Origin of the sequence: Burkholderia sp. BCC1998 (assembly GCF_905339875.1) — a bacterium.
Taxonomy (GTDB): Bacteria; Pseudomonadota; Gammaproteobacteria; order Burkholderiales; family Burkholderiaceae; genus Burkholderia.
This window is the reverse complement of the sequence record NZ_CAJPHE010000002.1, coordinates 565562-591085: the sequence shown is the minus strand read 5'-3', so window position 1 is coordinate 591085 and position 25524 is coordinate 565562. Positions and strand designations below refer to the sequence as shown.

Below are 25524 nucleotides of genomic sequence, written 5' to 3'. Positions count from 1 at the left end.
CCGAATCCGCCGAATCCGCCGAATCCGCCGGATTCACCGAATCCACCGAATCCACCGAATCCACCGAATCCGCAGAATCCATCAAACCGCCATGCAATCGAACTTCATCACTCACGGCGCGATGAACCCCGTCTTGTCGCATGCGAGCGTGTTGCCCGACTGGTCGCACGACGCGAGCAGCTTGCCCGCCGCCGAATACGCATGGAACACCCAGCCCGTCGCCGGCGCCGCGCGTCGCTCCATGATCAGGAAACCGAAGCTGTTGTTGTGCGACAGCCGTTCGATCACGGCGCCCGGCGCCGGCGTCAGGCCGGCGGGGAACGGGTCGGGCAGCGCGACGTCGAGGTTGTCGCCGCCGTTGCCGGACACGATCGTCGCCGGATGCCCGGACGAGAAGTTGATCGCCTGGAAGTCGTGCACGTGCCCGTGCAGCGCGACGTGGATGCCGGGCGGGTAGTACGCCTGCGCGTTCAGGCTCGCCATCACCGACTGCAGCGCGAGGTTGCCCGGCGCGGGCGTGCTGCCGGCGATCGGTGCGAACGCGAGGATCGGATGATGGTTCGTGAAGATCGTCGTCGACATGCCGGCCTTCGACGCGAGCGACGCGACCGTCTGGAACTGCTTCTGGTAGATGCGGAATTGCGCGTCGGTCGTCTTCAGCGGATTGCGGCCGACCTTCGCGGTGTCGAACACGATCACCTGCGTACCGCCGCCGAGCGATACCGCATAGGGATCCGAGTAGTTCGCGTCGTCGTCGTTGGCCGGATCGTCGCACGAACGGGCCGCCGAATACGGGCGCGGATCGAGGAAGCGGTACCAGCCCTGGCCGGCCCGTGCGCATTCCTCGTGGTTGCCGCGCACGACGACCCACGGCGCTTTCGCGAACAGCGGCGCGGCCGGGCGGAACAGGTCGGCCTGCCACGCATCCCAGCCATAGCCCCACGGGCTGTCCTTGCAGCCGGCGATGTCGGGCGGGCACGCGTTTTCGCGGTAGTGATAGTCGCCGACGTGCAGCACGAGGTCTGGCGACAGCTTCGCGACGCTCGCCGCGATCGTGTCGAACGGCCAGACCGTCGCGTCGTTGCACGCCTGCCATGCGTTGTCGGCCTTCTTCATCCGGCAGCCGGTGTCGGCGATGATCGCGATGCGCTGCGGCTGCGCTTTCGGCAGCGGCAGCGCGCGGCCCGCGACGCTCGCCGCTTGCGCATCGGCCGGCAGCGCCGCTTCGCAGACCGACACCGGGAAACTCGACGGTTTCGAGTCGGCCGCGGCGCTCGCCGTCGGACGCTGCGCGACGGTCGCGGCGCCGGCGCGCAGCGTCATGCGCGACAGCTTGCCGTCGACGGACAGTTGCGGGCACAGCGGATCGCTCGCGGATGCGGGGCTGTAGCTCGTGATCACGCGTGCGATCGCCTGGTTCGCGTCGCCGATCTCGACCCACGCGGCTTGGAGGTTGATCGCGGCACTGGCCGGATCGGCGGGCGTATCGATGTGATTCGAGCACGCGGACAGCGCCGCGAGGGCAACAAGCGGAGCGCAGCGCGCGAGCAGTGCGCGCGGGAGGAGTCGTCGCATGAGAGGCACCGTAGGAAAGTCGTCAACGATACGCAGCGCGAGTGTAAGAAATGTGAAGGGCGGAGTCCGACGGCCGGCCGGCGCGCGAGTCGTGCCGCGGTCGCGGCCTTGACCTCAAGCCGGCTTGAAGCAGCATAGTCCGGATCACGGTCAACGATACGGACGAAAAAGGAGAATCGACGATGAAAGACAGCCGGGCAAACGAAGCGCAGTCTGCGCTGTGGAATGGTCCGTCGGGGCTGGCATGGGTCGACGAGCAGCGCTCGCTCGACCGGATGTTCGAGCCGTTCGAGACGCTGCTCGCGGACGCGGCGGCCGCGGCATCCGCGCGCAGCGTGCTCGACGTCGGCTGCGGCACCGGCGCGGTGACGCTCGCGATCGCACGGCGGCTTGGCACGCACGCGCACTGTACCGGCGTCGATATTTCGGCGCGGATGATTGCCGCCTCACGGGCGCGTGCCGAACGCGCCGGCCTGGGCGCCGGCTTCGTGCATGCCGATGCGCAGACGCATGCATTTGCGCCGGCTCGGTTCGACCTGATCGTGTCGCGCTTCGGCGTAATGTTCTTCGACGATCCGGTGCGCGCCTTCGCGAACCTGCGGCAAGCGGCGCGCGCGAACGCGCAACTGCGATTCGTTGCATGGCGCGGCGCCGCCGACAATCCGTTCATGACGACCGCCGAACGTGTCGCGGCAACGTTGCTGCCGGACCTGCCGGCGCGGCAGCCGGGGGCGCCGGGGCAATTCGCGTTCGGCGACCGGCAGCGGATCGCGTCGGTGCTGTCGGACAGCGGCTGGGCCGACATCGCGATCGAGCCGATCGACTACGCGTGCGCGTTGCCCGAGGCGGCGTTGAACGACTACATCGCGCGGCTGGGCCCGGTCGGGCTCGCGCTTCAGCACGCGGACGACGCGACGCGGCGGCGCGTGGTCGAAACGGTGCGCGCTGCGTTCGAGCCTTACGTGCAGGGCGCTGATGTGCGGTTCGACGCGGCGTGCTGGCTCGTCACGGCGCGGGCGCCGTCTGCATGACGCGTCAGGCTGCGAGGACGACCGACGTTCGGCATGCACGCTGCCGTTTGCGCATGACGAGGCAAGGCCGCGCCGCCGCGCAAACGACAGATATCAGCCGCGCCTCGCACGCAACATCAGCCACGCGCAGCCCGCCGCGACGAGCGCGAGCCCGAGCAGCACCGCCTCGACGCCGAGCGCGAAACCGGGCGGCATCTCGCCGCTGTTCGGCACGGGCGACAGGTTGGCGGTGATCGCGATCGCACCGCCGGCCAGCAACGCGATGCAGACGATCCAGTAGACCTTGCCGCGCGGCGCGGCGGTGCGGATTCGCCACAGCGCGAGGCCGACGCCACCGAGGTAAAGCACCGCGAGCGTCGCGAGCGCGATGAAGTCGCCGGTGCGATCGTGCAGCAGGCCGCTCATCGTGCGACTCCGTCGGAGGCCACGCGTCCGCACGATGCGATGAACGCGTCGACCGCGTGGCCGATCCGGCCGTTCACGCGCTCCCGCAGCATCGAATACAGCCCGGACCGCAGCGTCAGCGGCAGGTTGTCGCGGAAACCGAAGTACGCGAGCACGAGCCCCGTCAGCCCGTAGATCGCCCACGCATGGAAGCCCCAGTGGAAGAAGGGCATCAGCATGGCCTCGCGCGCGGTGGCGTGCGTGCTGGGGGCGATGGCCTGCGGCTCGAACGCCGTGCGGGTGGAGGGACGGGAACCTGGCATGGCTGGCATCCAGTTGTGGGCGCAACGAGGCGCGACGCCGCCCGGCGCGCGCGTCGCACGTCGGACCCTGATACGGCGTGCGTCGAGTGTAGCGCGGTGTCGGGACTGCAAGAAGGGGCAAGCAGCAGGGATTAACCTGATGAATTGTAGGGTATCGGGCCGATCGCGAAAACCCTCGCACTGCGCGGCGCGTGCGACGGAGCGCAGACCGAGCGCAGACGAGGCGCGGAATCCGGCGCCCCGGATGATGCGGACCGTCCGGGGCGCCGGCAGGCGATGCGCTGCCGCGATTTCAGAACGTCACGGCGATCCCGGCCATGCCGACGAACTGGCCGTGCGTCGTCGACGGCGTGAGCTGCTGCGAGTCGCCGACGATCGGCGCCGCGTCGACGATATGGCCGGCACCTTGCGCGCCGAGCGTGCGCCCGCTCGAATGCGTATACGCCTGCAGCGCATAGAGCGTCGTGCGCTTCGACAGGCTGTACGACTCCTTCAGCGAATACTGCTGGTAGCGGGCCGCGTTCGACACGCCGTTCGCCTTCGACGCGAGCGTGTACGCGAACGCGCCGGCCACCGAGAAGGTCGGCGTGAAGCGGTACGCGGCGAGCGCGCCGTAGGTGTTGAACACGGCCGTATTCGCGAACGCGGAGCCGTTGCCGGGCAGGTACTTCACGTTCGAGTAGTTGAGGCCCATCGTCAGGTTGCCGAGCGTGTAGTTGCCGGCCGTCGCGACCTGCTCGACGGCCTTCGCGGTCAGGTAGCCCTGGTTCAGCACGGACACGGCGAAGCTGCCCGACGCCGCGGTCGCCGGATTCAGGAACCCCGCCGACGAACCCGAACTGTTGATGCGCAGGTAGCCGGCCGCGATTCCGACCGGCCCGTTCGCATAGCGCAGCGCGGCGCTGAACGTATTGCCCTTGCCGGTCGCGCCGGCGATGCCGCCGAACGCGTACATCGCGCTCGCGGTCAGCCCGGACAAGGTCGGCGACGTATAGGTGACCGAGTTGTTCACGCGGATGGTCGTGTCGAGGCCGTCGATGTCGCCCGGATGCGCGCCGGTCGCACCGGTCAGCCAGCTGCTCGACGCGTAGGGGCCGACCAGCAGGAAGTACGGCGTGTACTGGCGGCCGGCCGTCACCGTGCCGTAATGGTCGTTGCGCAGCCCGACGAAGGCCTGGCGGTTGAAGATCGTGCCGGCGGCGGCTTGCGCGCCGGTGTTCAGGTTGAAGCCGGATTGCAGGTCGAAGATCGCGTGCGTGCCGCCGCCGAGATCCTCGTCGCCGCGCAGCCCGAACTTCGACGCATACAGGTTGCCGTCGCGCATGTACACGTTCGAGTGGCCTTGCTGGTTGTTCACGTACGCGAGCGAATCGTCGACCACGCCGTACAGCGTCACGCTGCTCTGGGCATGGGCGGCGGAAGCGCCGAGCGACGCGGCGGATAAAATCAGGATTGCATAATGATGATGCGGTGCCTTCATTGTCGATCTCCAGATCTCTTCAGGGGGCGGGAGGCTGGACGGCCTCCTCTTGGATGGCGGGGCGGGCCGCGTGCGCGGTCCGCCCGAACATGGCTCGGCGCTTGCCCGAGCGTGCGCGGTCAGTCGTCGAGCGCCACGACGAGGCGACGCCACGCGCCGTCCCGCGCATCGTGCTCGACGCGCGCGCCGCGCACCGCAAGCGCGCCTTGCAGCGACGCCGGCAGCAGGATCTCGAGGCGCTCGGCGGGGCGATGCATGCGGCCGTCCCAGCGGACCGACACGCCGAGTTCGCCCGACGCCTGGCGGCCGGTCTCGATGCGCCACAGCCCGTATTCGCCGTCGCGCCACGCTTCCGTTTCGCCGTCGTCCTCGACGCATTCGCCGTATGCGACACCGTCCTCGATGCGCGGCGCGACGAGGAAGCCGCGCGTGTCCGCGCGCGCGCCGAAGCGTTGCTCGGCGACGTTCAGCGGCAGCACGCGGCCTTCGCGCAACAGCATCACCGGCGTGTCGAGCGGCGCGGGCAGCGTCACGCTCGCGCCGCCGTCGAACGATCGCGCGCTCGCGCAGCACAGCCAGCGCGCGCCCGACGGCAGGTAGACCGTGCGCTCCGTGCGGCCCGGGTCGACCACCGGCGCGACGAGCAGCGCGTCGCCGAGCATCATGTCGTCGCATTCGTCGTAGCAGCGCGGGTCGCGGGGGAAGTCGCCGAAGGTCGGCCGCAGCACGGGCTCGTAGCGCGTGGTCGACAGCCAGAGCAGGTGATAGAGATAAGGCAGCAGCCGGTAGCGCTGCTTGATCAGCGACGCGATCCGCGCGGTGATCTCCGGATACATCCACGGTTCGTTGACGGTGCCGTCGTCATTCCACGAATGGATGCTGAAGCGCGGCATGAAGATGCCGAACTGGACCCAGCGCAGCAGCAGCTCGGGCGACGGTGCGGGACCGGAGAAGCCGCCGATGTCGTGACCGATGTTCGACACGCCCGACAGCGCGAGCCCGAGGCCCATCTTCAGGTTGTAGCGCAGCGTTTCCCATGACGTGTAGTTGTCGCCGGACCAGGTCTGCACATAACGCTGCATGCCGGCGCCGCCGGAGCGTGACACGAGGAACGGCCGCTGCGCCGGCGCATGCGCGCGCTGCGCGTCGCGCGACGCACGCATCATCAGCATCGTCTGCAGCACTTTCGCCTCGCGCGCGGGAAATGGCTGGCCGAAGCCGTGCGCGATCGCGTCGGGCGACCAGATCTCGTATTCGTTGTTGTCGTTCCAGGTCGACTCGATCCCGTAGTCGAGCAGCGCCGACGTGACCTGCTCGCGCCACCAGCGGCAAGCGTCCGGTTGCGTGAAGTCGATATATGCGCCGACCTCGTCCCAGAACTGCACCCACGCCGGCTCGCCGGACGCCGAGCGGATCAGCAGCCCGCGCCGTGCAGCGTCGTCGAACGCGGGATGGTCGCGCAGCAGGCACGGCTTGATGTTCGCGCACAGGCGGATGCCGTGGTCGCGGTAGTGCTTCACGAAACCCTTCGCGTCGGGAAACTTCTCGCGGTTCCAGTTGAACACGTAGCGCTTCGCGCCGATCGACGTATAGCCCGACGACAGGTGGAACGAATCGCACAGGATGTCGTGCGATTCACACTGCTCGACGAACTGGTTCATCTGGCGCTGCGCGTCCGGGGCGTCGGTGTAGCTCATCGTCGAGCCCGAATAGCCGAGCCCCCATTTCGGCGTGCGCGCCGGGCGCCCGGTGAGCCACGTGAAGCGCTGTGCGGCCGTGAGCGGCGTGTCGGGCGATGCGATGAAGTAGTAGTCGAGATCGCCGTGCTCGGCGACGAAGTAGCGGTACAGACCGTGGTAGTTGTCGAGCTCGCGGCCCATGTCGAACGCGCAATCCGACAGCGTGTCGTAGAACAGCCCGAAGCCCTGGCACGCGTCGGGCGACCAGGTGACGTAGAACGGGATGTGCTTGTAGAGCGGATCCGTGTGCTTCGCGCTGTAGCCCATCGCGTCGATGTTGCGCATCTCGAAGCGCGCGCCGGTACGGTCGAGGTCGCCCGCGCGTTCGCCGAGGCCGAACACCTTGTCGCCGCGCTCGCGGGCGACGTAGTGATAGGCGCGGTCGTCCCACCAGCCGAAGTTGTACGCCTGCGTCGCGCGGTCGGCGAGCACGACGCCCCACGCGCCGTCGGCACCACGCATCGACCACATGCAATGGCCGCCTTGCCGGCGCACCGTGAGACGGATCTGCGCGGTTTCGATGCGCACGCCGCCGTCGTCTTCGACGAAGTCGTAGACGGGCAGCGCGAAGCCGCCGAGGTCGAGACGGTCGCGGCCCTCGAGCGGCACGTCGTCGAGGCCCGGTGCGATCGTCCAGGTGCGCGGGTTGCGCGCCGTCGCGTCGGGCAGCACGCGCACGCGCACGATGTCGTCCTCGAGCACGAAGATCTCGAGGGTTGCGCCCGTGTCGGACGCGAGCAGCACACGGTTCGCCTGGCGGGCGGCGACGCGGAACACGGGCGGATGAAGAAGCGAAGTCATGAAGGCGATTCCTGGTGAAAACGGAGGTCAGGCGTGTTGCGCGAGCAGGCGTTCCTGCTTCGACTGCCCGCGGATCAGCACCGCGAGCAGCGTGACGCCGATGATGTCGAACAGGCCGAGGCACGCGAACAGCGGCGCGTAGCCGATCTTGTCGGCGAGCGCGCCGACCAGCAGCGAGAAGCCGAGCCCGCCGATCCACGCGGCCATGCCCGCGAAGCCGCTGGCGGTGCCGACTTCCTCGGGATCGAACACGTCGGCCGATAGCGTGTTGACGAGCGCGGAGATCATCTGGTGCGCGAAGCCGCCGACGCAGAACAGGGCAATGGCCGTGTACGGCGACGACACGAGCCCGATCATCGCCGGCCCGAGCATCAGCACCGAACCGAGCGCGACGCCGGCGACGCGGGACCACACGAGCGGCAGTTTGAACCGGTTCGCGAGGTAGGGCGACAGGTAGCCGCCCGCGATGCCGCCGAGGTCGGCCGCGAGAAACGGCATCCACGCGAACACGGCGATCTGCGTGAGCGCCATGTGGCGCTCGGTGGCGAGGTACAGCGGAATCCAGAAGCTGAAGGTCTGCCATGCGGGTTCCGCGAAGAAGCGCGGCAGCGCGATCGCCCAGAAGCGGCGCGCGGTGACGACGTCGCGAATCCGGCGTTTCGACACGGCCGGCATCGTGGCCTGGCCGTCGCGGATCAGCGTGCGCTCCTGCGACGTGAGGCGCGGATGATAGGCCGGCGAGCGGTACTGCGTGTACCAGAGCACGGCCCACAGGAAGCCGAGGGCGCCGGTGACCATGAACGCGGATTGCCAGCCGAACCGCATCGACAGGAACACGACGAGCGGCGGCGCGATCGCGGCGCCGAGCGACGTGCCGGCATTGAAGTAGCCGACCGCGACGGATTTCTCGCGATCGGGAAACCATTCGGCGACGGCCTTCATCCCCGACGGAATCGCGGCGGCCTCGAACAGCCCGAGCAAGCCGCGCAGGATGCCGAGCGACAGCCAGCCCGACGCGAAGCCGTGCGCGACGCCGACCACCGACCACAGCATCGCGAACAGCGCGAACCCGAGCCGCAGCCCGATCAGGTCGACGATGAACCCGCACACCGGCTGCATGATCGTGTAGCCGATCTGGAACGCACCGACGATATACGAGTACTGCTGCGTCGAGATCGCGAACACCTGCTTCAGTTCCGGTGCGAGCACCGCGAGGGAGTTTCGAGCGAGGTAGTTGAGGATCGTGCCGAGGCATACCAGCACGATGATCCACCAGCGCAACGCCTTGACTGTTTTCACTGCTGTCTCCTGATCCATGCAAGTCGCCCGGCTAGGGCGTCTCGTTCAGTCTTATTTGTACGATGTCCGATCTTGATGGGCGCCGATTCGCCCGGCTTTTCTCGAAATGACCACATTCAATCGAACATTTCGATGTTGTCGAAAGCCGATGTTATCGGACGACTGATCATTTTCGAGCATCCTATGTTCGAATTCGAATCAGGTCAACGTGAATCTGCATTCGAACGAACATGCTTGGGGTATTCCCGATAGGCGTGCAGATGGGGTATCCGGCGCGTTGCGTGACGACCGAGCGCCGAATGCCCGCTTGCCGGGGCCGAGCGGCCGTCGACGGGCCGACTGCATCAGCCGGGCCCGGCAATGGGCGTGACAACCCTGATGAAAATTTATTTTTTTCCTGCCGGCAGATTGTGTAAATTGATTTTCATCCACCTTGCAAAACCATTCGCATGACGCCGCTCGTACCGCACGATGTCAGTCACGAGGAATCCGCGATCGCGGAGCGCATCGCCTCGGCCATGCCGCGGATGACGCCGATCCACCGCCGGATGGGCGAGTTCGTGCTCGCGAATCCGTTCCGCGCGGCGACGATGCGGATCGACGAGCTGGCGCAGGCGGTGAATGCATCGATCGCGACTGCGAACCGCTTCGCGAAGGCGCTCGGCTTCGACGGTTATCCGGCGATGCGCGCGGCGCTCGTGCGCGGCTTCGAGGCGACGCTCGGCCCGGTCGAACGGCTGCGTTCCGCGCAGGAACAAGAGCAGGAGCAGGGCGTGCGCGGCGCCGCGTGGATCGACGCGGTGTTCGACCAGGCCGTCACGAACATCGAGAACACGCGCGCGCAGCTGGATGCGGCCGACGTCGAAGCGGCCGTCGAGGCGATCGTCGGCGCGCGGCGCGTGCTGATCCTCGGCGCCGGTTCGAGCGCGTTTCTGACCGGATTGATGGAACACGGCCTGTCGGTGTGTCACGACAACGTGCAGTCGCTCGCGCTGCTCGGCGGCCCGTCGCATGCGGCGCGGCGCCTGTACACGGCCGACTCGCGCGATCTCGTGATCGCGCTCGCGTTTCCGCGCTACGTGAAGGACACGATCGAGCTGGCCCGCCGCGCGGCGGCGCGCGGCGCGCGCGTGCTCGGCATTTCCGACGGGCCCGGTTCGCCGCTGGCGCCGATCGCGTCGCTGAACCTGTACGTGAAGGCCGAGCGGCGTTTCGCGGCCACGTCGGAAGCGGCCGTGCTGACGATGATCGAGGCGCTGATCGACGCGGTCGCGCTGCGCACGCACCGCTCCGCGAAGTCCGCCGCCGAAATGACCGAATTCCTGTTGCCGTGGCTGGTCCAGCCGCAAGCGGCGCTGCCGGCCGCCAACCCTTCTTCTTCCGGTCCGAAAAAATCATGACTTCACCCGCGATCGTCGCGATTCATGGCGGTGCAGGCACGATCCTGCGCGAGGCGATGGACACCGACACCGAACGCCGGTACCGCGCCGAACTCACCGCGATCCTGCAGGCCGCGCAGAAGGTGCTCGCCGACGGCGGCAGCGCGCTCGATGCCGTCACCGTCGCGGTGCGGATGCTCGAGGACTGTCCGTTGTTCAACGCCGGGCGCGGAGCCGTCTATACGGCCGAAGGCAAGCACGAGCTCGACGCGGCGGTGATGGACGGCACGACGCTCGCGGCCGGCGCGATCTGCTGCGCGACCCGCGTGCGCAATCCGGTCCTCGCCGCGCGGCGCGTGATGGAGGCGAGCGAGCACGTGCTGTTCGCGGGCGCGGGCGCCGATGCGTTCGCGGCCGCACAGGGCCTCGAACTCGCCGAGCCCGGCTACTTCGACACGGAAGCGCGTCGTGCGCAGTGGCTCAAGGCGCGCGAGGCGGCCGGCATGATGCTCGACCACGACGCGGCGACCTTCGCGTTCGGCGCCGGGCAGCCGGCCGAGCCGCTCGATCCCGACCGCAAGCACGGCACGGTCGGCGCGGTCGCGTGCGACCTGCGCGGCCATATCGCGGCGGCGACGTCGACCGGCGGCATCACCAACAAGCAGCCCGGACGCGTCGGCGATTCGCCGATCATCGGTGCCGGCTGCTACGCGGACGACGCGACCTGCGCGGTCTCCGCGACGGGCACCGGCGAGATGTTCATCCGGCTCGCGAGCGCGCACGACGTGGCCGCGCAGATGGCCTATCGCGGCGCGTCGCTTGCCGACGCCGCGCACGACGTCGTGATGAACAAGCTGCCGCGCCTGGCCGGGCGCGGCGGGATCGTCGCGGTCGACGCGCACGGCAACGTCGCGATGCCGTTCAACACGGAAGGGATGTATCGCGGCTACGCGCGCGTCGGCGAGACGCCCGTGGTCGGCATCTATCGCGACGACGCGGCCTGATTCCGGATCGTACGAGGAGACCTTCGCATGACTTCGAGCCGAACCCCGTCCGCGCTGGTGCTGCCGGAACAGCGCGTGGTCGCCGTCGACGACCTGTCGGTGATGTTCCGACGAGAGAACGCGACGTTCGACGCGGTGCGCAACGTGTCGTTTCACGTCGATCGCGGCGAGACGCTCGCGATCGTCGGCGAATCGGGCTCCGGCAAGTCGGTCACGTCGCTCGCGCTGATGCGGCTCGTCGAGCACGGCGGCGGCGAGATCACGAGCGGCCGGATCGCGTTGCGGCGCCGCGGCGGCGCGCTCGTCGACCTCGCGCAGGCGAGTGCGGCGACGATGCGCGGGATCCGCGGCGCGGACATCGCGATGATCTTCCAGGAGCCGATGACGTCGCTGAACCCGGTGTTTCCGGTCGGCGACCAGATCAGCGAGGCGATCGCGCTGCACCAGTCGAAGAGCGCGACCGAAGCGCGCGCGGAAGCGTTGCGGCTGCTCGATCTCGTGCGCATTCCGGAGGCGCGCCGCGTGTTCGCGCGCTTTCCGCACCAGTTGTCCGGCGGGATGCGGCAGCGCGTGATGATCGCGATGGCGCTGTCGTGCCGGCCCGCGCTCCTGATCGCCGACGAACCGACGACCGCGCTCGACGTGACGATCCAGGCGCAGATCCTGCAACTGATCCGCGGCCTGCAGGACGAAATGAACATGGGCGTGATCTTCATCACGCACGACATGGGCGTGGTGGCCGAAGTGGCCGATCGCGTGCTGGTGATGTATCGCGGCGAGAAGGTCGAGGAGGGCGAGTCCGAGCGCATTTTCGCGACGCCCGCGCATCGCTACACGCGTGCGCTGCTCGCGGCCGTGCCGCGGCTCGGCTCGATGCACGGCACCGATATCCCCGAGAAATTTCCGCTGCTGAAGGTGGACGGCGCGAGCGCGGCCGCGCCGGCGCCTGCCGCGAACGACGCGAATGATGCGGCCGATGCGAACGATGCGAACGATGCGAACGATGCCGCCGCGGTTCCCGCCGCCGGGCAGCCGCGCGTCGATCCGGCCGCGCCGCCGATCCTGCGCGTGCGCGATCTCGTCACGCGGTTTCCGGTGAAGAGCGGCGTGTTCGGCCGCGTGTCGCAATACGTGCATGCGGTCGAGCGCGTGAGCTTCGAGCTGCGCGCGGGCGAGACGCTGGCGCTCGTTGGCGAATCGGGCTGCGGCAAGTCGACCACCGGCCGCTCGCTGCTGCGCCTCGTCGAATCGCAGAGCGGCTCGATCGAATTCGACGGCCGCGACATCAGCGCGCTGAAGGGCCAGGACCTGCAGGCGCTGCGCCGGAACATCCAGTTCATCTTCCAGGATCCGTTCGCGTCGCTGAACCCGCGCCTGACGGTCGGTTTCTCGATCATGGAGCCGCTGCTCGTGCACGGTGTCGCGAGCGGCCGCGAAGCGCAGGCGCGCGTCGACTGGCTGCTCGACAAGGTCGGCCTGCCGCCGGAGGCCGCGCGCCGCTATCCGCACGAATTCTCGGGCGGCCAGCGCCAGCGGATCGCCATCGCGCGCGCGCTCGCGCTGAATCCGAAGGTCGTGATCGCCGACGAATCGGTGTCCGCGCTCGACGTGTCGGTGCAGGCGCAGATCGTGAACCTGATGCTCGACCTGCAGCGCGAGCTCGGCGTCGCGTATCTGTTCATCTCGCACGACATGGCCGTCGTCGAGCGCGTCAGCCATCGGGTCGCGGTGATGTATCTCGGCCAGATCGTCGAGATCGGCCCGCGCCGTGCGGTGTTCGAGGCGCCGCAGCATCCGTACACGAGGAAGCTGATGAGCGCGGTGCCGGTGGCCGACCCGGCACGCCGGCATGCGCCGCGCCAGCTCGCGGCGGACGAGATTCCGAGCCCGATCCGCGCGGTCGGCGACGAGCCGATCGTCGCACCGCTCGTCGCGGTCGGCCCCGATCACTACGTCGCGACGCATCGCGTCGGCGGCGCGTATTGATCGCGCGGCGAGGCGCATATGGACCGTAGCTGCGCACGCGCCAGGCAACGGCGTCACTTCCCGGAGCGGATGCAGTCGCGCCGCGATTTCCACCACGCGTTACCGAATCATCCACAGGAGCCAGACAAAATGAACAAGCCGCATTCGTTCCCGATGTTCCGCCCGCGCGCGCTGTTCGCCGCGGGGGCAGGCGCGCTCGCGCTGTCGGTCGCCGCGCCCGCGTTCGCGCAGCAGAACGTCGTGGTCGCCGTGTACTCGACGTTCACGACGATGGATCCGTACGACGCGAACGACACGGTGTCGCAGGCCGTCGTGAAGTCGTTCTACGAAGGGCTGTTCGGCTTCGACAAGGACATGAAGCTCGTGAACGTGCTCGCGACGAGCTACCAGGCGTCGCCCGATGCGAAGGTCTACACGGTCAAGCTGCGCCCGGGCGTGAAGTTCCACGACGGCACCGACTTCAACGCCGACGCGGTGAAGGCGAACTTCGACCGCGTGACCGATCCGGCGAACAAGCTGAAGCGTTACGGGCTGTTCCGCGTGATCGAGAAGACCGAGGTGGTCGATCCGATGACGGTGCGCTTCACGCTGCGCGAGCCGTTCTCCGCGTTCATCAACACGCTCGCGCACCCGTCGGCGGTGATGATCTCGCCGGCTGCGCTGAAGAAGTGGGGGCGCGACGTGTCGCTGCATCCGGTCGGTACGGGCCCGTTCGAGTTCGTCGAATGGAAGCAGACCGACGACATGAAGGTGAAGAAGTTTGCCGGCTACTGGAAGAAGGGCTATCCGAAGGTCGATTCGATCGACTGGAAGCCGGTGGTCGACAACAACACGCGCGCCGCGCTGCTCAAGACCGGCGAGGCGGATTTCGCGTTCACGATTCCGTTCGAGCAGGCGGCCGACCTGAAGAGCAATCCGAAGGTCGAGCTGATCGAGCGGCCGTCGATCATCCAGCGCTACATCTCGCTGAACACGCAGAAGAAGCCGTTCGACAATCCGAAGGTGCGTGAAGCGCTGAACTACGCGGTCAACAAGGAGGCGCTCGCAAAGGTCGTGTTCGCCGGCTACGCGACGCCGCAGACGGGCGTTGCCCCGGTCGGCGTCGAATACGCGACCAAGCTCGGGCCCTGGCCGTACGATCCGGCGAAGGCGCGCGCGCTGCTGAAGGAGGCCGGTTATCCGAACGGCTTCGAGTCGACGCTCTGGTCCGCGTACAACCATTCGACGGCGCAGAAGCTGATCCAGTTCGTCCAGCAGCAGCTCGCGCAGGTCGGCGTGAAGGTGCAGGTGCAGGCGCTCGAGGCCGGCGAGCGGGTCGCGAAGGTCGAGAGCGCGCAGGATCCGGCGGCGGCGCCGGTGCGGATGTACTACAGCGGGTGGTCGGCCTCGACGGGCGAGGCGAACTGGGCGCTGTCGCCGCTGCTCGCGTCCACGTCGGCGCCGCCGAAGCTCTACAACACCGCGTACTACAAGAACGGTGCCGTCGACGACGATCTCGCGAAGGCGCTCGAGACGACCGACAACGCGAAGAAGGCCGCGCTGTACGCCGACGCGCAGAAGCTGGTGTGGGCCGACGCGCCGTGGATCTTCCTGGTGCAGGAGAAGATCGTCTACGCGCGCAGCAAGCGCCTGCACGGCATGTACGTGATGCCGGACGGTTCGTTCAACTTCGACGAAATCTCGGTGAAATGACGGCAGCTCGCCTGCTGTCCGGCGCCGGCGGCGCAAGCTGCCGGCGCGCTGATTCGATCGGTGTCCCATGCTGAATTTTCTCGTCAAACGCCTGTTCGGCCTGCTGCCCACGCTCGCGATCGTCGCGGTGCTGGTGTTCCTGTTCGTGCACCTGCTGCCGGGCGACCCGGCGCGGCTCGCGGCCGGCCCCGAAGCCGACGACGCGACGGTCGCGCTGGTGCGTGCCGATCTCGGGCTCGACCGGCCGCTGCCCGCGCAGTTCGCGAACTTCTTCGTGAAGATCGCGCACGGCGATTTCGGCACGTCGACGCGCAGCAAGCGGCCGGTGTCGACCGAGATCGGCGAGCGCTTCATGCCGACGCTGCTGCTGACGCTCGTCAGCATGGTCTGGGCGACGGCGTTCGGGATGGCGATCGGGATCGCGTCGGCGGTATGGCGCAACCGCTGGCCCGACCGCCTCGGGATGACGATCGCGGTGTCGGGCATCTCGTTTCCGGCGTTCGCGCTCGGCATGCTGCTGATGGAGATCTTTTCGGTGAAGCTCGGCTGGCTGCCGGTCGTGCCGGACGGCACGTGGAAGAGCTACGTGCTGCCGTCGCTGACGCTCGGCGCCGCGGTCGCGGCCGTGATGGCGCGCTTCACGCGCGCGTCGTTCGTCGAGGTGCTCAACGAGGACTACGTGCGCACCGCGCGCGCGAAGGGCGTGCACGAGCCGCTGGTGGTGCTCAAGCACTGCCTGCGCAACGCGATGATCCCGGTCGTCACGATGATGGGGCTGCAGTTCGGCTTCCTGCTCGGCGGCTCGATCGTCGTCGAGGCCGTGTTCAACTGGCCGGGGCTCGGGCGCCTGCTGGTCGATGCGGTCACGATGCGCGACTACCCGGTGATCCAGGCGATCGTGCTGCTGTTCTCGCTCGAATTCATCCTGATCAACCTGACCGTCGATGTGCTGTACGCGGTCATCAACCCGACCATCCGGTTCAAGTGAGCGTGAGGCCAGCATGAACGCGACTGTCCAGCCCGCGGCACCGGCCGCATCGAACACGATCCGCACGCCGTGGCGTGAATTCTGGCGCAAGTTCCGCAAGCAGACCGTCGCGCTGGTCGCCGGCGGCTTCGTGCTCGCGCTCGTCGTGCTGGCCTTCGTCGGCCCGCACATCGTGCCGTTCGATCCGGAGAATTATTTCGACTACGACGCGCTGAATGCGGGGCCGTCGGCCGTGCACTGGTTCGGCGTCGACTCGCTCGGCCGCGACATCTTCAGCCGGATCGTGACCGGCACGCGCATCTCGCTCGCGGCCGGTTTCTTCTCGGTCGCGCTCGGCGCGCTCATCGGCACGTTCTTCGGGCTGCTCGCCGGCTACTACGAAGGCTGGTGGGACCGCATCACGATGCGCGTGGCCGACGTGCTGTTCGCGTTCCCGGGGATCCTGCTCGCGATCGGCGTGGTCGCGATCCTCGGCAACGGGATGGTCAACGTGATCTGCGCGGTCGCGATCTTCAGCATTCCGGCGTTCGCGCGGCTCGTGCGCGGCAACACGCTGATGCTCAAGCACATGACCTACGTGGAAGCCGCGCGCAGCATCGGCGCGTCCGACTGGACGATCATCATGCGGCACATCCTCCCGGGCACCGTGTCGTCGGTCGTCGTCTACTTCACGATGCGGATCGGCACGTCGATCATCACGGCCGCGAGCCTGTCGTTCCTCGGGCTCGGCGCGCAGCCGCCGACGCCGGAGTGGGGCGCGATGCTCAACGAGGCGCGCGCGGACATGGTGACCGCGCCGCACGTCGCGATCTTCCCGAGCCTCGCGATCTTCCTGACCGTGCTCGCGTTCAACTTGCTCGGCGACGGGCTGCGCGACGCGCTCGACCCGAAGCTGGAGCGGCGCTGATGCGAGCCGTGCCCATGTGGGCCGCGACGCTGCCGGCCGGGCCGCGCGGCACGATCGCCGACGTGCCGGGCGTGACGGTCGGCCATGCGACGCTCGATGAGGGCGACGTGCAGACGGGCGTCACCGTCGTGAAGCCGCACCCGGGCGACCTGTACCGCAGCAAGGTGCCGGCCGGCGCGGCCGTGATCAACGGCTTCGGCAAGAGCGTCGGGCTCGTGCAGGTCGACGAACTGGGCACGCTTGATACGCCGATCGCGCTGACCAACACGTTCGGCGTCGGCGCGGTGGCGCAGGCGCAGATTCGCGCGGCGGTCGCGGAGAATCCGCAAATCGGCCGCGACTGGCCGACCGTCAACCCGCTCGTGTTCGAGTGCAACGACGGCTATCTGAACGACATCCAGGCGTTCGCGGTGACGGCCGCGCATTACGACGAAGCCTGCAATACCGCGGCGCGAGATTTCGCACGTGGCGCGGCAGGCGCCGGGCGCGGGATGTCGTGTTTCGACCTGAAGGGCGGGATCGGCTCCGCGTCGCGCGTGGCCGTCGCGGCCGGCAGGCCGTATACGGTCGGCGCGCTCGTGCTCGCGAATTTCGGCCGGCTGCCGATGCTGACGCTCGGCGGCGTGCCGGTCGGTCGGATCGTCGCGCAGCGGCGTGCCGCAGCGGACGCTCAGCCGACGCACGCGGCGCCGCCCGAGCAAGGCTCGATCATCCTGCTGCTCGCGACCGATGCGCCGCTCGACGCGCGGCAACTGTCGCGGCTCGCGCGCCGCGCGGGCGCGGGGCTCGCCCGCACCGGCTCGGTCTACGGACATGGCAGCGGCGACATCGCGCTCGCCTTTTCCACCGCGTACACGATCGCGCACGATGCGTCGACCGTCGCGCTGCCGGCCCTCGTGGCCGATGCGGCGCTCGATACGCTGTTCATGGCCGCGGCCGAAAGCGTCGAGCACGCGATCGCCGACGCGCTGCTGCAGGCCGTGACCGTGACTGGCCGCGACGGCCACGTACGGCAATCGCTGCGCGATGCGGTGCCCGATCTCGAACGGTTATTCAACGCAGGCAACGAAGGACGTCCGAGCCATTCATGAAGATTCTGATCTCGACCGACATCGAGGGTGTCGCCGGCGTGTTCGCCCTCGAGCAGACGCGTGCCGGCAATCCGGAATACGAACGCGCGCGCCGCTGGATGACCGCCGAGGCGAACGCGGCGATCGAAGGCGCGTTCGCCGGCGGCGCGAAGGCCGTCTGGGTCAACGATTCGCACGGCGGCTTCCGCAATCTGTTGCCCGACGGGCTCGATGCCCGCGCCCGCGTCGTGCTCGGCAAGCCGCGCATGCTGGGGATGATGGCGGGCCTCGAGCAGCAGCCCGACCTCGTGTTCATGATCGGCTTTCATGCGAAGTCGCAGACGCGCGGCGTGCTTGCACACACCATCAACAGCTTCGCGTTCACGCAGGTGTGGCTGAACGGCGTCGAACTCGGCGAAGCCGGGCTGTATGGCGCGCTGGCGCGCGAATACGGCGCGCACGTCGTGCTGGCGTCGGGCGACGACGTATTCGCCGAGGAAACCCGGCCGCTGTTTCCGGACGCGCGTTTCGAGACGGTCAAGACGGCCGGCGGCGCATCGAGCGGCGACACGCTCACGCCGGCCGCGTCCTGCGCGCGCATCGCGACCGCCGCACGCGAAACGGTCGTACATGCGCTGTCGTCCGGCTGGCGCGCGACCGCGCACCGGCCCGCGCCGGCCGCTTGCACGCTGCGCGTGCAGACGGCCGCTCTCGCCGATCTGTTCTGCGTGCTGCCGTCGCTCGAGCGGGTCGATGCGGTGACGCTGCGCTTCGACGGGCCGTCGGTCGAGCACGTGGTGCGCACGCTGAACAGCCTGTCGGCCATGTCGTTCATGCTGCGGTGATGCGTGCCGACCGGATGCCGTCGGTGCGCGGCACGTCATGCACCGGGCGCGCGGTCTGCCGCCGTGTCGAGCAGGAATGCTTCCATCGCGGCGACCAGCGCGAGCGGGGTTTCGTTCATCGGGTAATGACCGGCATTGCGCAGCACGTCGACGGTTGCGCGCGGATAGCGCCGCAGATAGGTGCGCGCCATCAGCGCCGCGTCGAACGCCGGGTCGTGCTCGCCGATCAGCACCTTCACCGGATGGTGGCCCGTGATGTCGTCGCTGAAATCCGTGTCGGCCCACGCGCGGAAGTACGCGCCGAACGCGTGCGGCGACGAACAGGATGCCGAATACGCGGCTTTCCACTCGACCCAGGCGGCGGGCAACCGGCCGCCGGTGCTGCGATCGATGATGGCGCGGCGATCGGCGAGGTGGTCGGCGGCGCGTTCGAATAGCGCGCGTCGCGCGGCGTCGAACGGCAGGCCGCCGCACGGCACCGGCGCGATCGGCACCAGCGCGCGCACCCGGTCGGGCGCCGTGGCGGCGACCTTCTCGATCGCCATGCCGCCCATCGAGTGGCCGACGAGGCTGAACGTGCGCCAGCCGAGCGCGTCGGCGAGGGCGAGCGTGTCGGCGGCGATTTCGGCGATCGAGTACGCGCCGTGCGCGCCGCGCATGCCGCCGTAGCCGCGGTAGTCCATGAACACATAGGTGAAGCGTTCGTGCGACAGCCACGTCTCGACGGGCTCGAACGCACGCGCGTCGCCGAACCAGCCGTGCAGCACGAGAACAGGGTGGGGGCCGTCCCCCACGCGATGAAACGTATTGGGCATCTCCGCTCCGAAGAAGTCGCTATCCGGCCAATTCGGCCGTCGGGTCTTGCGGCCATCCGGTCGCGCAAGCGTGGAGCGGATCGTAGACCGATCGAAGGTGACCCGCCTTCGATATCGGGTCATTCATGATGGAATTCGGGCCTTGAGAAATACGCTGCTGGATCCCTACGAAGACATTCCCCGTAGCGTCGTGGTGACCGCCAACGACTACGCGGCGGGCACGACGTTTCCGGAGCACGCGCACCGGCGCGGGCAGTTCGCGTTCGCGTCGCGCGGCACGATCAGCGTGTCGACGCCGCACGGCCGCTGGCTGGTGCCGCCGCAGCGCGCGTGCTGGGTGCCGGCCGGCGTGCGGCACGAAATGACGATGACCGGGCCGGTCACGATGCTCAACACGTTCGTGTCGGACGACACGGCCGAGGCCGCGGGGCTGCCGGACCAGTGCGGCGTGTACGGCGTGTCGCCGCTCCTGCGGCAACTGATCGACGATGCGATCGACCTGCCGGCGATGTACGACGTCGACGGCCGGGCGGGCAAGCTGATGGCGCTGCTGGTCGCGGAAATCGCGACGATGCCGCGGCTGTCGCTGCACGCGCCGCTGCCGGCCGACGCGCGCCTCGCGAAGATCTGCCGGCATCTGTTCGCGTCGCCGTCGATCGCGGCCGATCTCGACCAGGTGGCGACCGACGCGGGCGTGAGCCGGCGCACGTTTACGCGGCTGTTCCGCGCGCAGACCGGCGTGAGTTTCGCTGCCTGGCGTCAGCAGGTCTGCATGCTGGCGGCGATTACCCGCCTGAGCGACGGGCAGCCGGTGACGCGGGTCGCGTTCGATCTGGGCTATGCGAGCGCGAGCGCCTTTACGTCGGCGTTTCGCCGCATCCTCGGCGAAACGCCGAGCCGGTATCTGGAGGTTCGCCGCTAGCCGGAACGGAGGCGGCAGCGAGTGCGGCGGCGTGCTCCGGTCGCGGACGAAAAAAACGCGTCTGCCAGGTTTCGGTCAGACGCGCTTGAAGGCACTCGGTCAGAAAAAATGCGCGCTCAGGCAGCGGGGCAGTGTTCGCGCATTGCGGGTGAAATTGTTGCCTGTTCCGATTCAATCCAGTCGGTGTCGGGCGGATAGCAAAGCATACGCCGTGTAACGCGCAAACGATATCGTGCGGGCCCGACGATTCATGTGCTGTCGCAGCATGCGTTTCAATCGCGCGTTTGATGCCGGAGGCGGGAGCAGTCAACCAAGGGCGTCGGCCGTCCCGATCGGGCGTGCTGCGGCACGGCATCGAATGTGGGGGCCCCAAAGCGAAAACCGCCGCACGACGCGATGCCTGTCGGTATCGCGCCACACGGCGGTTCGGTGCGGGCAGCCGGCGTGCGCCGGCTCGCGGGTCACACGTCGAAGAACACGGTCTCGTCCGGCCCCTGCATGCGGATGTCGAAGCGGTACACGACGGGCCGGCCCGGTTGCGCGTCGCGCTTCGCGACGAGCGTTGCGCGGCGTTCGGCCGGCACGAGGTTCAGCACCGGATCGGCCGCGTTCGCCGCGGCTTCGTCGTCGAAATACACGCGGGTGAACGCGTGGGTCAGGATCCCGCGCATCATCACCGTCACGTTGATGTGCGGCGCTTCGTCGGCGGCCGCGCGGCCCGGCTTGACCGTCTGGACGACGAAGCGGTGCTGCGCATCGGTGCCCGTGCCGACGCGTGCGAAGCCCGTGAAGCCGGACTTCGCGATGTCGTCGCGCGACGCGGGATAGCGGCCCCCGCCGTCCACCTGCGTGAATTCGAGCACCGCGTCGCTGACGACGTTGCCGTCGCCGTCGAACACCTGTCCGACCAGCAGCACGTGCTCGCCTTCGGCATCGGGCGTGGCGATCGCCGGCGTGAACAGGCTCTTCAGGTCGTAGTCGTATTGCTGCGGGCACAGGCCGTACGCGAAGTACGGGCCGACCGTCTGCGAAGGGGTTTGCTTCAGCGTCGTCATGGTTCAGCGCTCCATCGGGGTGGCGTCGCGGCCGCGCAGCACGATGTCGAATTCGTAGCCGAGCGCATAGCCTTCTTCGGTGATGTCCATCGAGAAGCGCGAGATCAGGCGGTCACGCGCCGCTTCCGGCGTGCCCTGGAAGATCGGGTCGTACGCGAGCAGCGGATCGCCGGGGAAGTACATCTGCGTGACGAGGCGCGAGCCGAAGTAGTCGCCGAACAGCGAGAAGTGGATGTGATTCGGGCGCCATGCGTTCGGATGGTTGCCCCACGGATACGCGCCAGGCTTGATCGTCAGGAAGCGGTAGCGGCCTTCGGCGTCGGTCATGCAGCGGCCTGCGCCGAGGAAGTTCGGGTCGAGCGGCGCGTCGTGCTGGTCGACCTTGTGCACGTAGCGGCCGGCCGCGTTCGCCTGCCATACCTCGACGAGCGTGTTGCGCACGGGCTTGCCGCCTTCGTCGAGCACGCGGCCGGTGACGACGATGCGCTCGCCGAGCGGTTCGCCGTTCTTCACGGCGTTCTTCGTCAGGTCGTGGTCGAGCGCGCCGAGATCGTCGGTGCCGTAGACCGGCACGTACTGGTCGCGCAGCTTTTCCTTCAGCGGGATCAGCGGGCGGGTCGGGCCGCGCTTGACCGACGAACGGTACTCGGGGTGGATATACGCGGGATGCGACGGCCAGTCGCGCGGCGTGAGGATCGTGGGGGAATCCATCGGGCGTCTCCTGTCAGGTATTTCGCGAAGTGGATGGCAAGACTTTAGCCAATCCGGAAAGTTATGCAAAATGACCTTTTTTCGCGAATCGCATAACTGTTCGTTATGTTTGGCGGCGCTCATGAAAATCCGCCGGACAGGCGGCGTGATCGCGCTGCTGCCCGGCGACCGGATTCCATGCGCTGCGGCGTCATGCGTGACGTCGCGCCGAATGCTTGGGCCTTTCCGGAAAGTTATGCAAAATGGCGTGATATCACCATTCGCATAACCGCCCGTTATGAATAACCGTATCGCCGACGGCCGCGTCAAATTCCGGCACCTGCAGTGTTTTCTCGCGGTCGCGCAGTTGGGCGGCGTGCAGAAGGCGGCCGAAAGCCTGTCGATCACGCAGCCGGCCGTGTCGAAGACGATCGCCGAACTGGAGTCGATCCTCGGCGTGAAGTTGTTCGAACGCGGGCGGCACGGCGCGCAGCCGACCCGCGAAGCGCAGCTGTTCATCCCGCACGCGAACGCGTGCGTGCTGGCGCTGCGGCAGGGTGTCGGGCTGCTCGCGCGCGAAGGCGGCGCGGCCGCGGCGACGCTCGAAATCGGCATGCTGCCGACGGTCGCGGCATCGCTCGCGCCCGCGCTGATGAAGGCGCTGACCGCACGCTGGCCGCGCATCGTGGTGCGGATCGCGACGGCTGCCAATACCGAGCTGCTGGAGCGTCTGAAGGCAGGGGCGATCGAATGCGCGATCGGGCGCCTGTCGGAGCCGGAACGGATGATCGGGCTCGCGTTCGAGCAGCTGTACAACGAACCGCTCGTCGCGGTCGTGCGCGCCGGCCATCCGCTGCTGGCGAGTGCCGCGCCGGCCGCCGAGCTCGCGCGCTATCCGGTCGTGCTGCCGCCGTTCGGCACGCTGATCCGCCAGTCGGCCGAGCAGCTGCTCGGCGCGTGCGGCGCGCCGCCGCTGGATTCGTTCATCGAGGTGCTGTCGGTGTCGGTCGCGCGTGCGCTCACGCTCGAGAACGACGCGGTCTGGTTCGTGCCGCTCTATGCGGCCGAATACGACTTGTCGGCCGGCGCGCTCGCGCGGCTGCCGCTGCCGTCCGCGGGCACCGACGAGCCGGTCGGGCTCGTGCTGCGCACCGATGCGCAACCGTCTCCCGTCGCCCGGACGCTGATCGACGCCGTGCGCGACATCGCGCAGGCGCGGTTCGGCGATGCGCACGCCCATCGCGCCCCCCGTGGCGCGCGCAAGCCGGCTCGCCGCCAGCGTCGAGACGCCGGGAAGGGCGTGGACGGATGACGTCCGGCTGCCGCTCTTTCACCGTCATTCGTTAGCCATTCGGTCAGTAGCGGGTGTCGTCGTGCTTGGCGTATCGTACCGTTTTTGATACACTCGATGACACGACGATGGCGAGACAGCAGATTCAGATCACGCTCGACGTGCGGTTCTTCCGCACCGCGCGTGGCAACGAGCCGGTGCGCGAATGGCTCAAGGCGCTCGGGCAGGTCGAGCGCAGGGTGATCGGCGAAGAGATCAAGACCGTTCAACTCGGCTGGCCGCTCGGCATGCCGCTGGTCCGGAAGATGTCGCAGGATCTGTGGGAAATCCGCGTGATGTTGCCGCAGCGAAGCGCGCGCGTGCTGTTCACGGTCGTCGGCGACACGATGGTGCTGCTGCACGCGTTCTTCAAGCAGTCGCAGGCCACGCCGTCCGACGATCTCGACGTGACCGTCGCGCGGCTGAAAGCGTTGACGCGCGCCATCTGAATTCCTCCGGCTGCGCCGGCACATGCGATCGGCGATGTGCCGGCCGGCCACGCCATGCACTGGAGTACCCATGACGACCACGAACAACCCGCATATCGGCAGCGATTTCGACAGCTTCCTCGAGGACGAAGGCCATCTCGAAGCGGCCACCGCCACCGCGATCAAGCGCGTGATCGCGTGGCAGATCGGCCAGGAAATGAAGGCGCAGCACATTACGAAGACCGCGATGGCCGCGCGGATGAAGACCAGCCGCGCCGCGCTCAACCGGCTGCTCGACGAAACCGACACCAGCCTCACGCTCGCGACGCTCGCGAGCGCGGCCACCGCACTCGGCAAGCGGCTCAGCTTCGAACTGGTGCCGGCCTGACACCCGCGGCGCAGCGGTGCGCGGCCGGTTCGCGGTGTGCCGGCGCAGCGCGGCGAGCGCCCGTTTGCTCGTCCGCACACGGGCGCCGGCACGCGTTCACGTGCGTCGCCCGGCCATCCGCAGATAAAGCAGCGCACCGCCCGCAAGCAGCAGCGGGCACAAGATGAACCACCCCGTCGTCAGGAACAGCCCGGCGACGGCGACCAGCGAAATCCACGCGCAGCGATATGCGATGCCGCCGCGCGGCAGCAGTTTCAGCGCGGCCGCCGCGCCGAGTCCGTACACCATCACGAAGCATCCGGACGTGACGAGCACGAGCGGCTTCGGCCCGACGTCCGAGAGCGTCGTCGCGGCCAGCGCGACGACGGCCAGCACCGCGATCACGCCAAGACTTCGGCGCGGCACGCCGCCGACCTGGCTGCCTTGTGCGAGCCACGCAGGCAGTGCGCCGTCGCGCCCGAGCGCTGCGCCGAGCTTCGCCGCGCCCGCGAAATACGCATTCATCGTGCCGAGCGTGAGCAGCAGCGCGGCCGCTGCCGCCAGCACCTGCGCGTGACCGCCGATGCCGCCCGCGATCAGTTCCGCGAGCGGCGCACCCGACGCGCCGGCCGAAGGCCCGAGCACCGTGACGCTCGCGGCCGCGACCGACAGATACAGAAAGCCGACGACCACGACCGCGATCCCGGCCGAGCGCGGCATGTCGTGCGCGGGCCGGCGGAACTCTGCCGCGAGGTGCGTGATCGCTTCCCAGCCCGCGAAGCTCCACACGAGCAGTGCGGCAGCCTGGCCGACCGCGAGCCAGCCATGCGGCGCGAACGGATGCAGGTTCACCGTGCTTGCATGCGGCGCGGACGCGAGCACGGCGGCCAGCAGCAGCGTGACGAGCAGCGCCGACAGCACGAGCTGCATGCGGCCCGACACCGTGACGCCGAACGCATTCGCGGCCGACACCGTGGCGATCAGCGCGGCAGCCGTGACGATCACCGTGACGTGTCCGCCGCCCGTGACGGCGGCGACGTACGCGCCGCCGAACATCGCGGCGGCCGGCGCGCCGGCCGGCACCGCGAAATAGAAACACCAGCCGACGATTGCCGCGGCCTTCGGCCCGAATGCGCGTCGCGCGTAGGTCGATACGCCGCCCGCGTCCGGATAGCGCGCGCCGAGTGCGGCGAAGGTGGCGGCAAGCGGCCCCGACAGCACGACGAGCGCGGCCCACGCCAGCAGCGACGCAGGGCCTGCAACCTCGGCCGCGAGCGCGGGCAACGCAATGACGCCGGTGCCGAGCACCGCGCCGATATACAGCGCGGCGCCCTGGAAAATCGTCAGCGAGCCCGCGTGATGAACGGCGGGCGAATCGGCATGCGAGGGCATGAAAGGCAGTCTCCTGAAGGCT

The 25524-nt window shown here is 68.5% G+C and carries 22 protein-coding genes and 1 pseudogene; 13 read left to right on the top strand and 10 right to left on the bottom strand.

Going from position 1 to position 25524, the window contains the following annotated elements:
• Positions 1-111 precede the first annotated feature (111 nt).
• Complete coding sequence (locus U5A56_RS05930; protein ID WP_321921338.1) at positions 112-1575, bottom strand: metallophosphoesterase family protein; 1464 nt, start codon at positions 1573-1575, stop codon at positions 112-114.
• Between the two features lie 182 nt (positions 1576-1757).
• On the opposite strand from U5A56_RS05930, the gene U5A56_RS05925 reads away from it, so the two are divergent.
• Complete coding sequence (locus U5A56_RS05925; protein WP_321921336.1) at positions 1758-2606, top strand: class I SAM-dependent methyltransferase; 849 nt, start codon at positions 1758-1760, stop codon at positions 2604-2606.
• A 93-nt stretch (positions 2607-2699) separates the two neighbouring features.
• Here U5A56_RS05925 and U5A56_RS05920 read toward each other — a convergent pair whose 3' ends face one another.
• The 5 genes and pseudogenes from U5A56_RS05920 to U5A56_RS05900 form a co-directional block, all read right to left on the bottom strand.
• Positions 2700-3011: a hypothetical protein gene (locus tag U5A56_RS05920; protein ID WP_044843140.1), complete on the bottom strand. Its 312-nt coding sequence runs from the start codon at positions 3009-3011 to the stop codon at positions 2700-2702.
• 5 nt (positions 3012-3016) lie between these two features.
• Positions 3017-3277 (bottom strand): annotated as a pseudogene (locus U5A56_RS05915) (BCCT family transporter); the annotation flags it as partial.
• A gap of 328 nt (positions 3278-3605) precedes the next feature.
• The gene (locus U5A56_RS05910; RefSeq protein WP_044842903.1) at positions 3606-4793 is read right to left on the bottom strand and encodes a porin; all 1188 of its coding nucleotides are present in this window, start codon (positions 4791-4793) and stop codon (positions 3606-3608) included.
• Between the two features lie 119 nt (positions 4794-4912).
• Complete coding sequence (locus U5A56_RS05905) at positions 4913-7333, bottom strand: glycoside hydrolase family 31 protein (protein ID WP_321921333.1); 2421 nt, start codon at positions 7331-7333, stop codon at positions 4913-4915.
• Between the two features lie 27 nt (positions 7334-7360).
• Positions 7361-8632 (bottom strand): MFS transporter, encoded by a 1272-nt coding sequence (locus U5A56_RS05900; RefSeq protein ID WP_321921331.1) that lies wholly within the window; start codon positions 8630-8632, stop codon positions 7361-7363.
• A 449-nt stretch (positions 8633-9081) separates the two neighbouring features.
• Between U5A56_RS05900 and U5A56_RS05895 the strand changes: the two genes are divergently transcribed.
• From U5A56_RS05895 to U5A56_RS05860, 8 genes are all read left to right on the top strand, one after another.
• Positions 9082-10032: a MurR/RpiR family transcriptional regulator gene (locus tag U5A56_RS05895; RefSeq protein WP_044842905.1), complete on the top strand. Its 951-nt coding sequence runs from the start codon at positions 9082-9084 to the stop codon at positions 10030-10032.
• Entirely contained in the window at positions 10029-11015 is a 987-nt protein-coding gene (locus U5A56_RS05890) for an isoaspartyl peptidase/L-asparaginase (RefSeq protein WP_321921329.1), read from the top strand. The genes U5A56_RS05895 and U5A56_RS05890 overlap by 4 nt, the downstream gene beginning before the upstream one ends.
• Before the next feature lie 27 nt (positions 11016-11042).
• On the top strand, positions 11043-13001 hold the full coding sequence (locus tag U5A56_RS05885) for a dipeptide ABC transporter ATP-binding protein (protein ID WP_321921327.1): 1959 nt from the start codon (positions 11043-11045) through the stop codon (positions 12999-13001).
• 129 nt (positions 13002-13130) lie between these two features.
• Positions 13131-14693: a glutathione ABC transporter substrate-binding protein GsiB gene (gsiB, locus tag U5A56_RS05880; protein ID WP_044842908.1), complete on the top strand. Its 1563-nt coding sequence runs from the start codon at positions 13131-13133 to the stop codon at positions 14691-14693.
• A gap of 67 nt (positions 14694-14760) precedes the next feature.
• Complete coding sequence (gene gsiC / locus U5A56_RS05875) at positions 14761-15681, top strand: glutathione ABC transporter permease GsiC (protein WP_044842909.1); 921 nt, start codon at positions 14761-14763, stop codon at positions 15679-15681.
• Between the two features lie 13 nt (positions 15682-15694).
• Positions 15695-16588 (top strand): glutathione ABC transporter permease GsiD, encoded by an 894-nt coding sequence (gene gsiD / locus U5A56_RS05870; RefSeq protein ID WP_044842910.1) that lies wholly within the window; start codon positions 15695-15697, stop codon positions 16586-16588.
• Positions 16588-17679, top strand: a complete 1092-nt coding sequence (locus U5A56_RS05865; protein ID WP_321921324.1) for a P1 family peptidase — start codon at positions 16588-16590, stop codon at positions 17677-17679. Before gsiD ends, U5A56_RS05865 begins: the two co-directional genes overlap by 1 nt.
• Complete coding sequence (locus U5A56_RS05860; RefSeq protein WP_321921322.1) at positions 17676-18503, top strand: M55 family metallopeptidase; 828 nt, start codon at positions 17676-17678, stop codon at positions 18501-18503. The genes U5A56_RS05865 and U5A56_RS05860 overlap by 4 nt, the downstream gene beginning before the upstream one ends.
• 35 nt (positions 18504-18538) lie before the next feature.
• Here the strand turns inward: U5A56_RS05860 and U5A56_RS05855 are convergent, their stop codons facing one another.
• Complete coding sequence (locus U5A56_RS05855) at positions 18539-19318, bottom strand: alpha/beta fold hydrolase (protein WP_044842913.1); 780 nt, start codon at positions 19316-19318, stop codon at positions 18539-18541.
• 142 nt (positions 19319-19460) lie between these two features.
• Between U5A56_RS05855 and U5A56_RS05850 the strand changes: the two genes are divergently transcribed.
• Positions 19461-20240, top strand: coding sequence for an AraC family transcriptional regulator (locus tag U5A56_RS05850; RefSeq protein ID WP_044842914.1), 780 nt, complete (start codon positions 19461-19463; stop codon positions 20238-20240).
• Between the two features lie 461 nt (positions 20241-20701).
• Here the strand turns inward: U5A56_RS05850 and pcaG are convergent, their stop codons facing one another.
• Both pcaG and pcaH read right to left on the bottom strand, forming a co-directional pair.
• Positions 20702-21295: a protocatechuate 3,4-dioxygenase subunit alpha gene (gene pcaG, locus U5A56_RS05845; RefSeq protein WP_321921319.1), complete on the bottom strand. Its 594-nt coding sequence runs from the start codon at positions 21293-21295 to the stop codon at positions 20702-20704.
• 3 nt (positions 21296-21298) lie between these two features.
• Positions 21299-22006 carry a protocatechuate 3,4-dioxygenase subunit beta gene (gene pcaH, locus U5A56_RS05840; protein ID WP_124484995.1) on the bottom strand — a complete coding sequence of 236 codons (708 nt, stop codon included), beginning with the start codon at positions 22004-22006 and terminating at the stop codon, positions 21299-21301.
• A gap of 277 nt (positions 22007-22283) precedes the next feature.
• Here pcaH and pcaQ point away from each other — a divergent pair, with 277 nt between their 5' ends.
• The 3 genes from pcaQ (at position 22284) to U5A56_RS05825 (ending at position 24131) form a co-directional block, all read left to right on the top strand.
• Positions 22284-23297, top strand: coding sequence for a pca operon transcription factor PcaQ (gene pcaQ / locus U5A56_RS05835; RefSeq protein WP_321921317.1), 1014 nt, complete (start codon positions 22284-22286; stop codon positions 23295-23297).
• Between the two features lie 107 nt (positions 23298-23404).
• Positions 23405-23764 (top strand): type II toxin-antitoxin system RelE/ParE family toxin, encoded by a 360-nt coding sequence (locus U5A56_RS05830; RefSeq protein ID WP_321811183.1) that lies wholly within the window; start codon positions 23405-23407, stop codon positions 23762-23764.
• Between the two features lie 70 nt (positions 23765-23834).
• Positions 23835-24131, top strand: coding sequence for an XRE family transcriptional regulator (locus U5A56_RS05825; protein WP_044842919.1), 297 nt, complete (start codon positions 23835-23837; stop codon positions 24129-24131).
• A gap of 96 nt (positions 24132-24227) precedes the next feature.
• On the opposite strand, the gene U5A56_RS05820 is transcribed toward U5A56_RS05825, so the two are convergent.
• Positions 24228-25502 carry an APC family permease gene (locus tag U5A56_RS05820; RefSeq protein WP_124484993.1) on the bottom strand — a complete coding sequence of 425 codons (1275 nt, stop codon included), beginning with the start codon at positions 25500-25502 and terminating at the stop codon, positions 24228-24230.
• Positions 25503-25524: the final 22 nt, after the last annotated feature.

Bases quoted from the DNA above. Each gene is read 5' to 3' on its own strand.
- U5A56_RS05930 (WP_321921338.1), bottom strand. From the start codon at position 1,575: ATGCGACGACTCCTCCCGCGCGCACTGCTCGCGCGCTGCGCTCCGCTT.
- U5A56_RS05925 (WP_321921336.1), top strand. From the start codon at position 1,758: ATGAAAGACAGCCGGGCAAACGAAGCGCAGTCTGCGCTGTGGAATGGT.
- U5A56_RS05920 (WP_044843140.1), bottom strand. From the start codon at position 3,011: ATGAGCGGCCTGCTGCACGATCGCACCGGCGACTTCATCGCGCTCGCG.
- U5A56_RS05910 (WP_044842903.1), bottom strand. From the start codon at position 4,793: ATGAAGGCACCGCATCATCATTATGCAATCCTGATTTTATCCGCCGCG.
- U5A56_RS05905 (WP_321921333.1), bottom strand. From the start codon at position 7,333: ATGACTTCGCTTCTTCATCCGCCCGTGTTCCGCGTCGCCGCCCGCCAG.
- U5A56_RS05895 (WP_044842905.1), top strand. From the start codon at position 9,082: ATGACGCCGCTCGTACCGCACGATGTCAGTCACGAGGAATCCGCGATC.
- U5A56_RS05890 (WP_321921329.1), top strand. From the start codon at position 10,029: ATGACTTCACCCGCGATCGTCGCGATTCATGGCGGTGCAGGCACGATC.
- U5A56_RS05885 (WP_321921327.1), top strand. From the start codon at position 11,043: ATGACTTCGAGCCGAACCCCGTCCGCGCTGGTGCTGCCGGAACAGCGC.
- gsiB (WP_044842908.1), top strand. From the start codon at position 13,131: ATGAACAAGCCGCATTCGTTCCCGATGTTCCGCCCGCGCGCGCTGTTC.
- gsiC (WP_044842909.1), top strand. From the start codon at position 14,761: ATGCTGAATTTTCTCGTCAAACGCCTGTTCGGCCTGCTGCCCACGCTC.
- gsiD (WP_044842910.1), top strand. From the start codon at position 15,695: ATGAACGCGACTGTCCAGCCCGCGGCACCGGCCGCATCGAACACGATC.
- U5A56_RS05865 (WP_321921324.1), top strand. From the start codon at position 16,588: ATGCGAGCCGTGCCCATGTGGGCCGCGACGCTGCCGGCCGGGCCGCGC.
- U5A56_RS05860 (WP_321921322.1), top strand. From the start codon at position 17,676: ATGAAGATTCTGATCTCGACCGACATCGAGGGTGTCGCCGGCGTGTTC.
- U5A56_RS05855 (WP_044842913.1), bottom strand. From the start codon at position 19,318: ATGCCCAATACGTTTCATCGCGTGGGGGACGGCCCCCACCCTGTTCTC.
- pcaG (WP_321921319.1), bottom strand. From the start codon at position 21,295: ATGACGACGCTGAAGCAAACCCCTTCGCAGACGGTCGGCCCGTACTTC.
- pcaH (WP_124484995.1), bottom strand. From the start codon at position 22,006: ATGGATTCCCCCACGATCCTCACGCCGCGCGACTGGCCGTCGCATCCC.
- pcaQ (WP_321921317.1), top strand. From the start codon at position 22,284: ATGAATAACCGTATCGCCGACGGCCGCGTCAAATTCCGGCACCTGCAG.
- U5A56_RS05830 (WP_321811183.1), top strand. From the start codon at position 23,405: ATGGCGAGACAGCAGATTCAGATCACGCTCGACGTGCGGTTCTTCCGC.
- U5A56_RS05825 (WP_044842919.1), top strand. From the start codon at position 23,835: ATGACGACCACGAACAACCCGCATATCGGCAGCGATTTCGACAGCTTC.
- U5A56_RS05820 (WP_124484993.1), bottom strand. From the start codon at position 25,502: ATGCCCTCGCATGCCGATTCGCCCGCCGTTCATCACGCGGGCTCGCTG.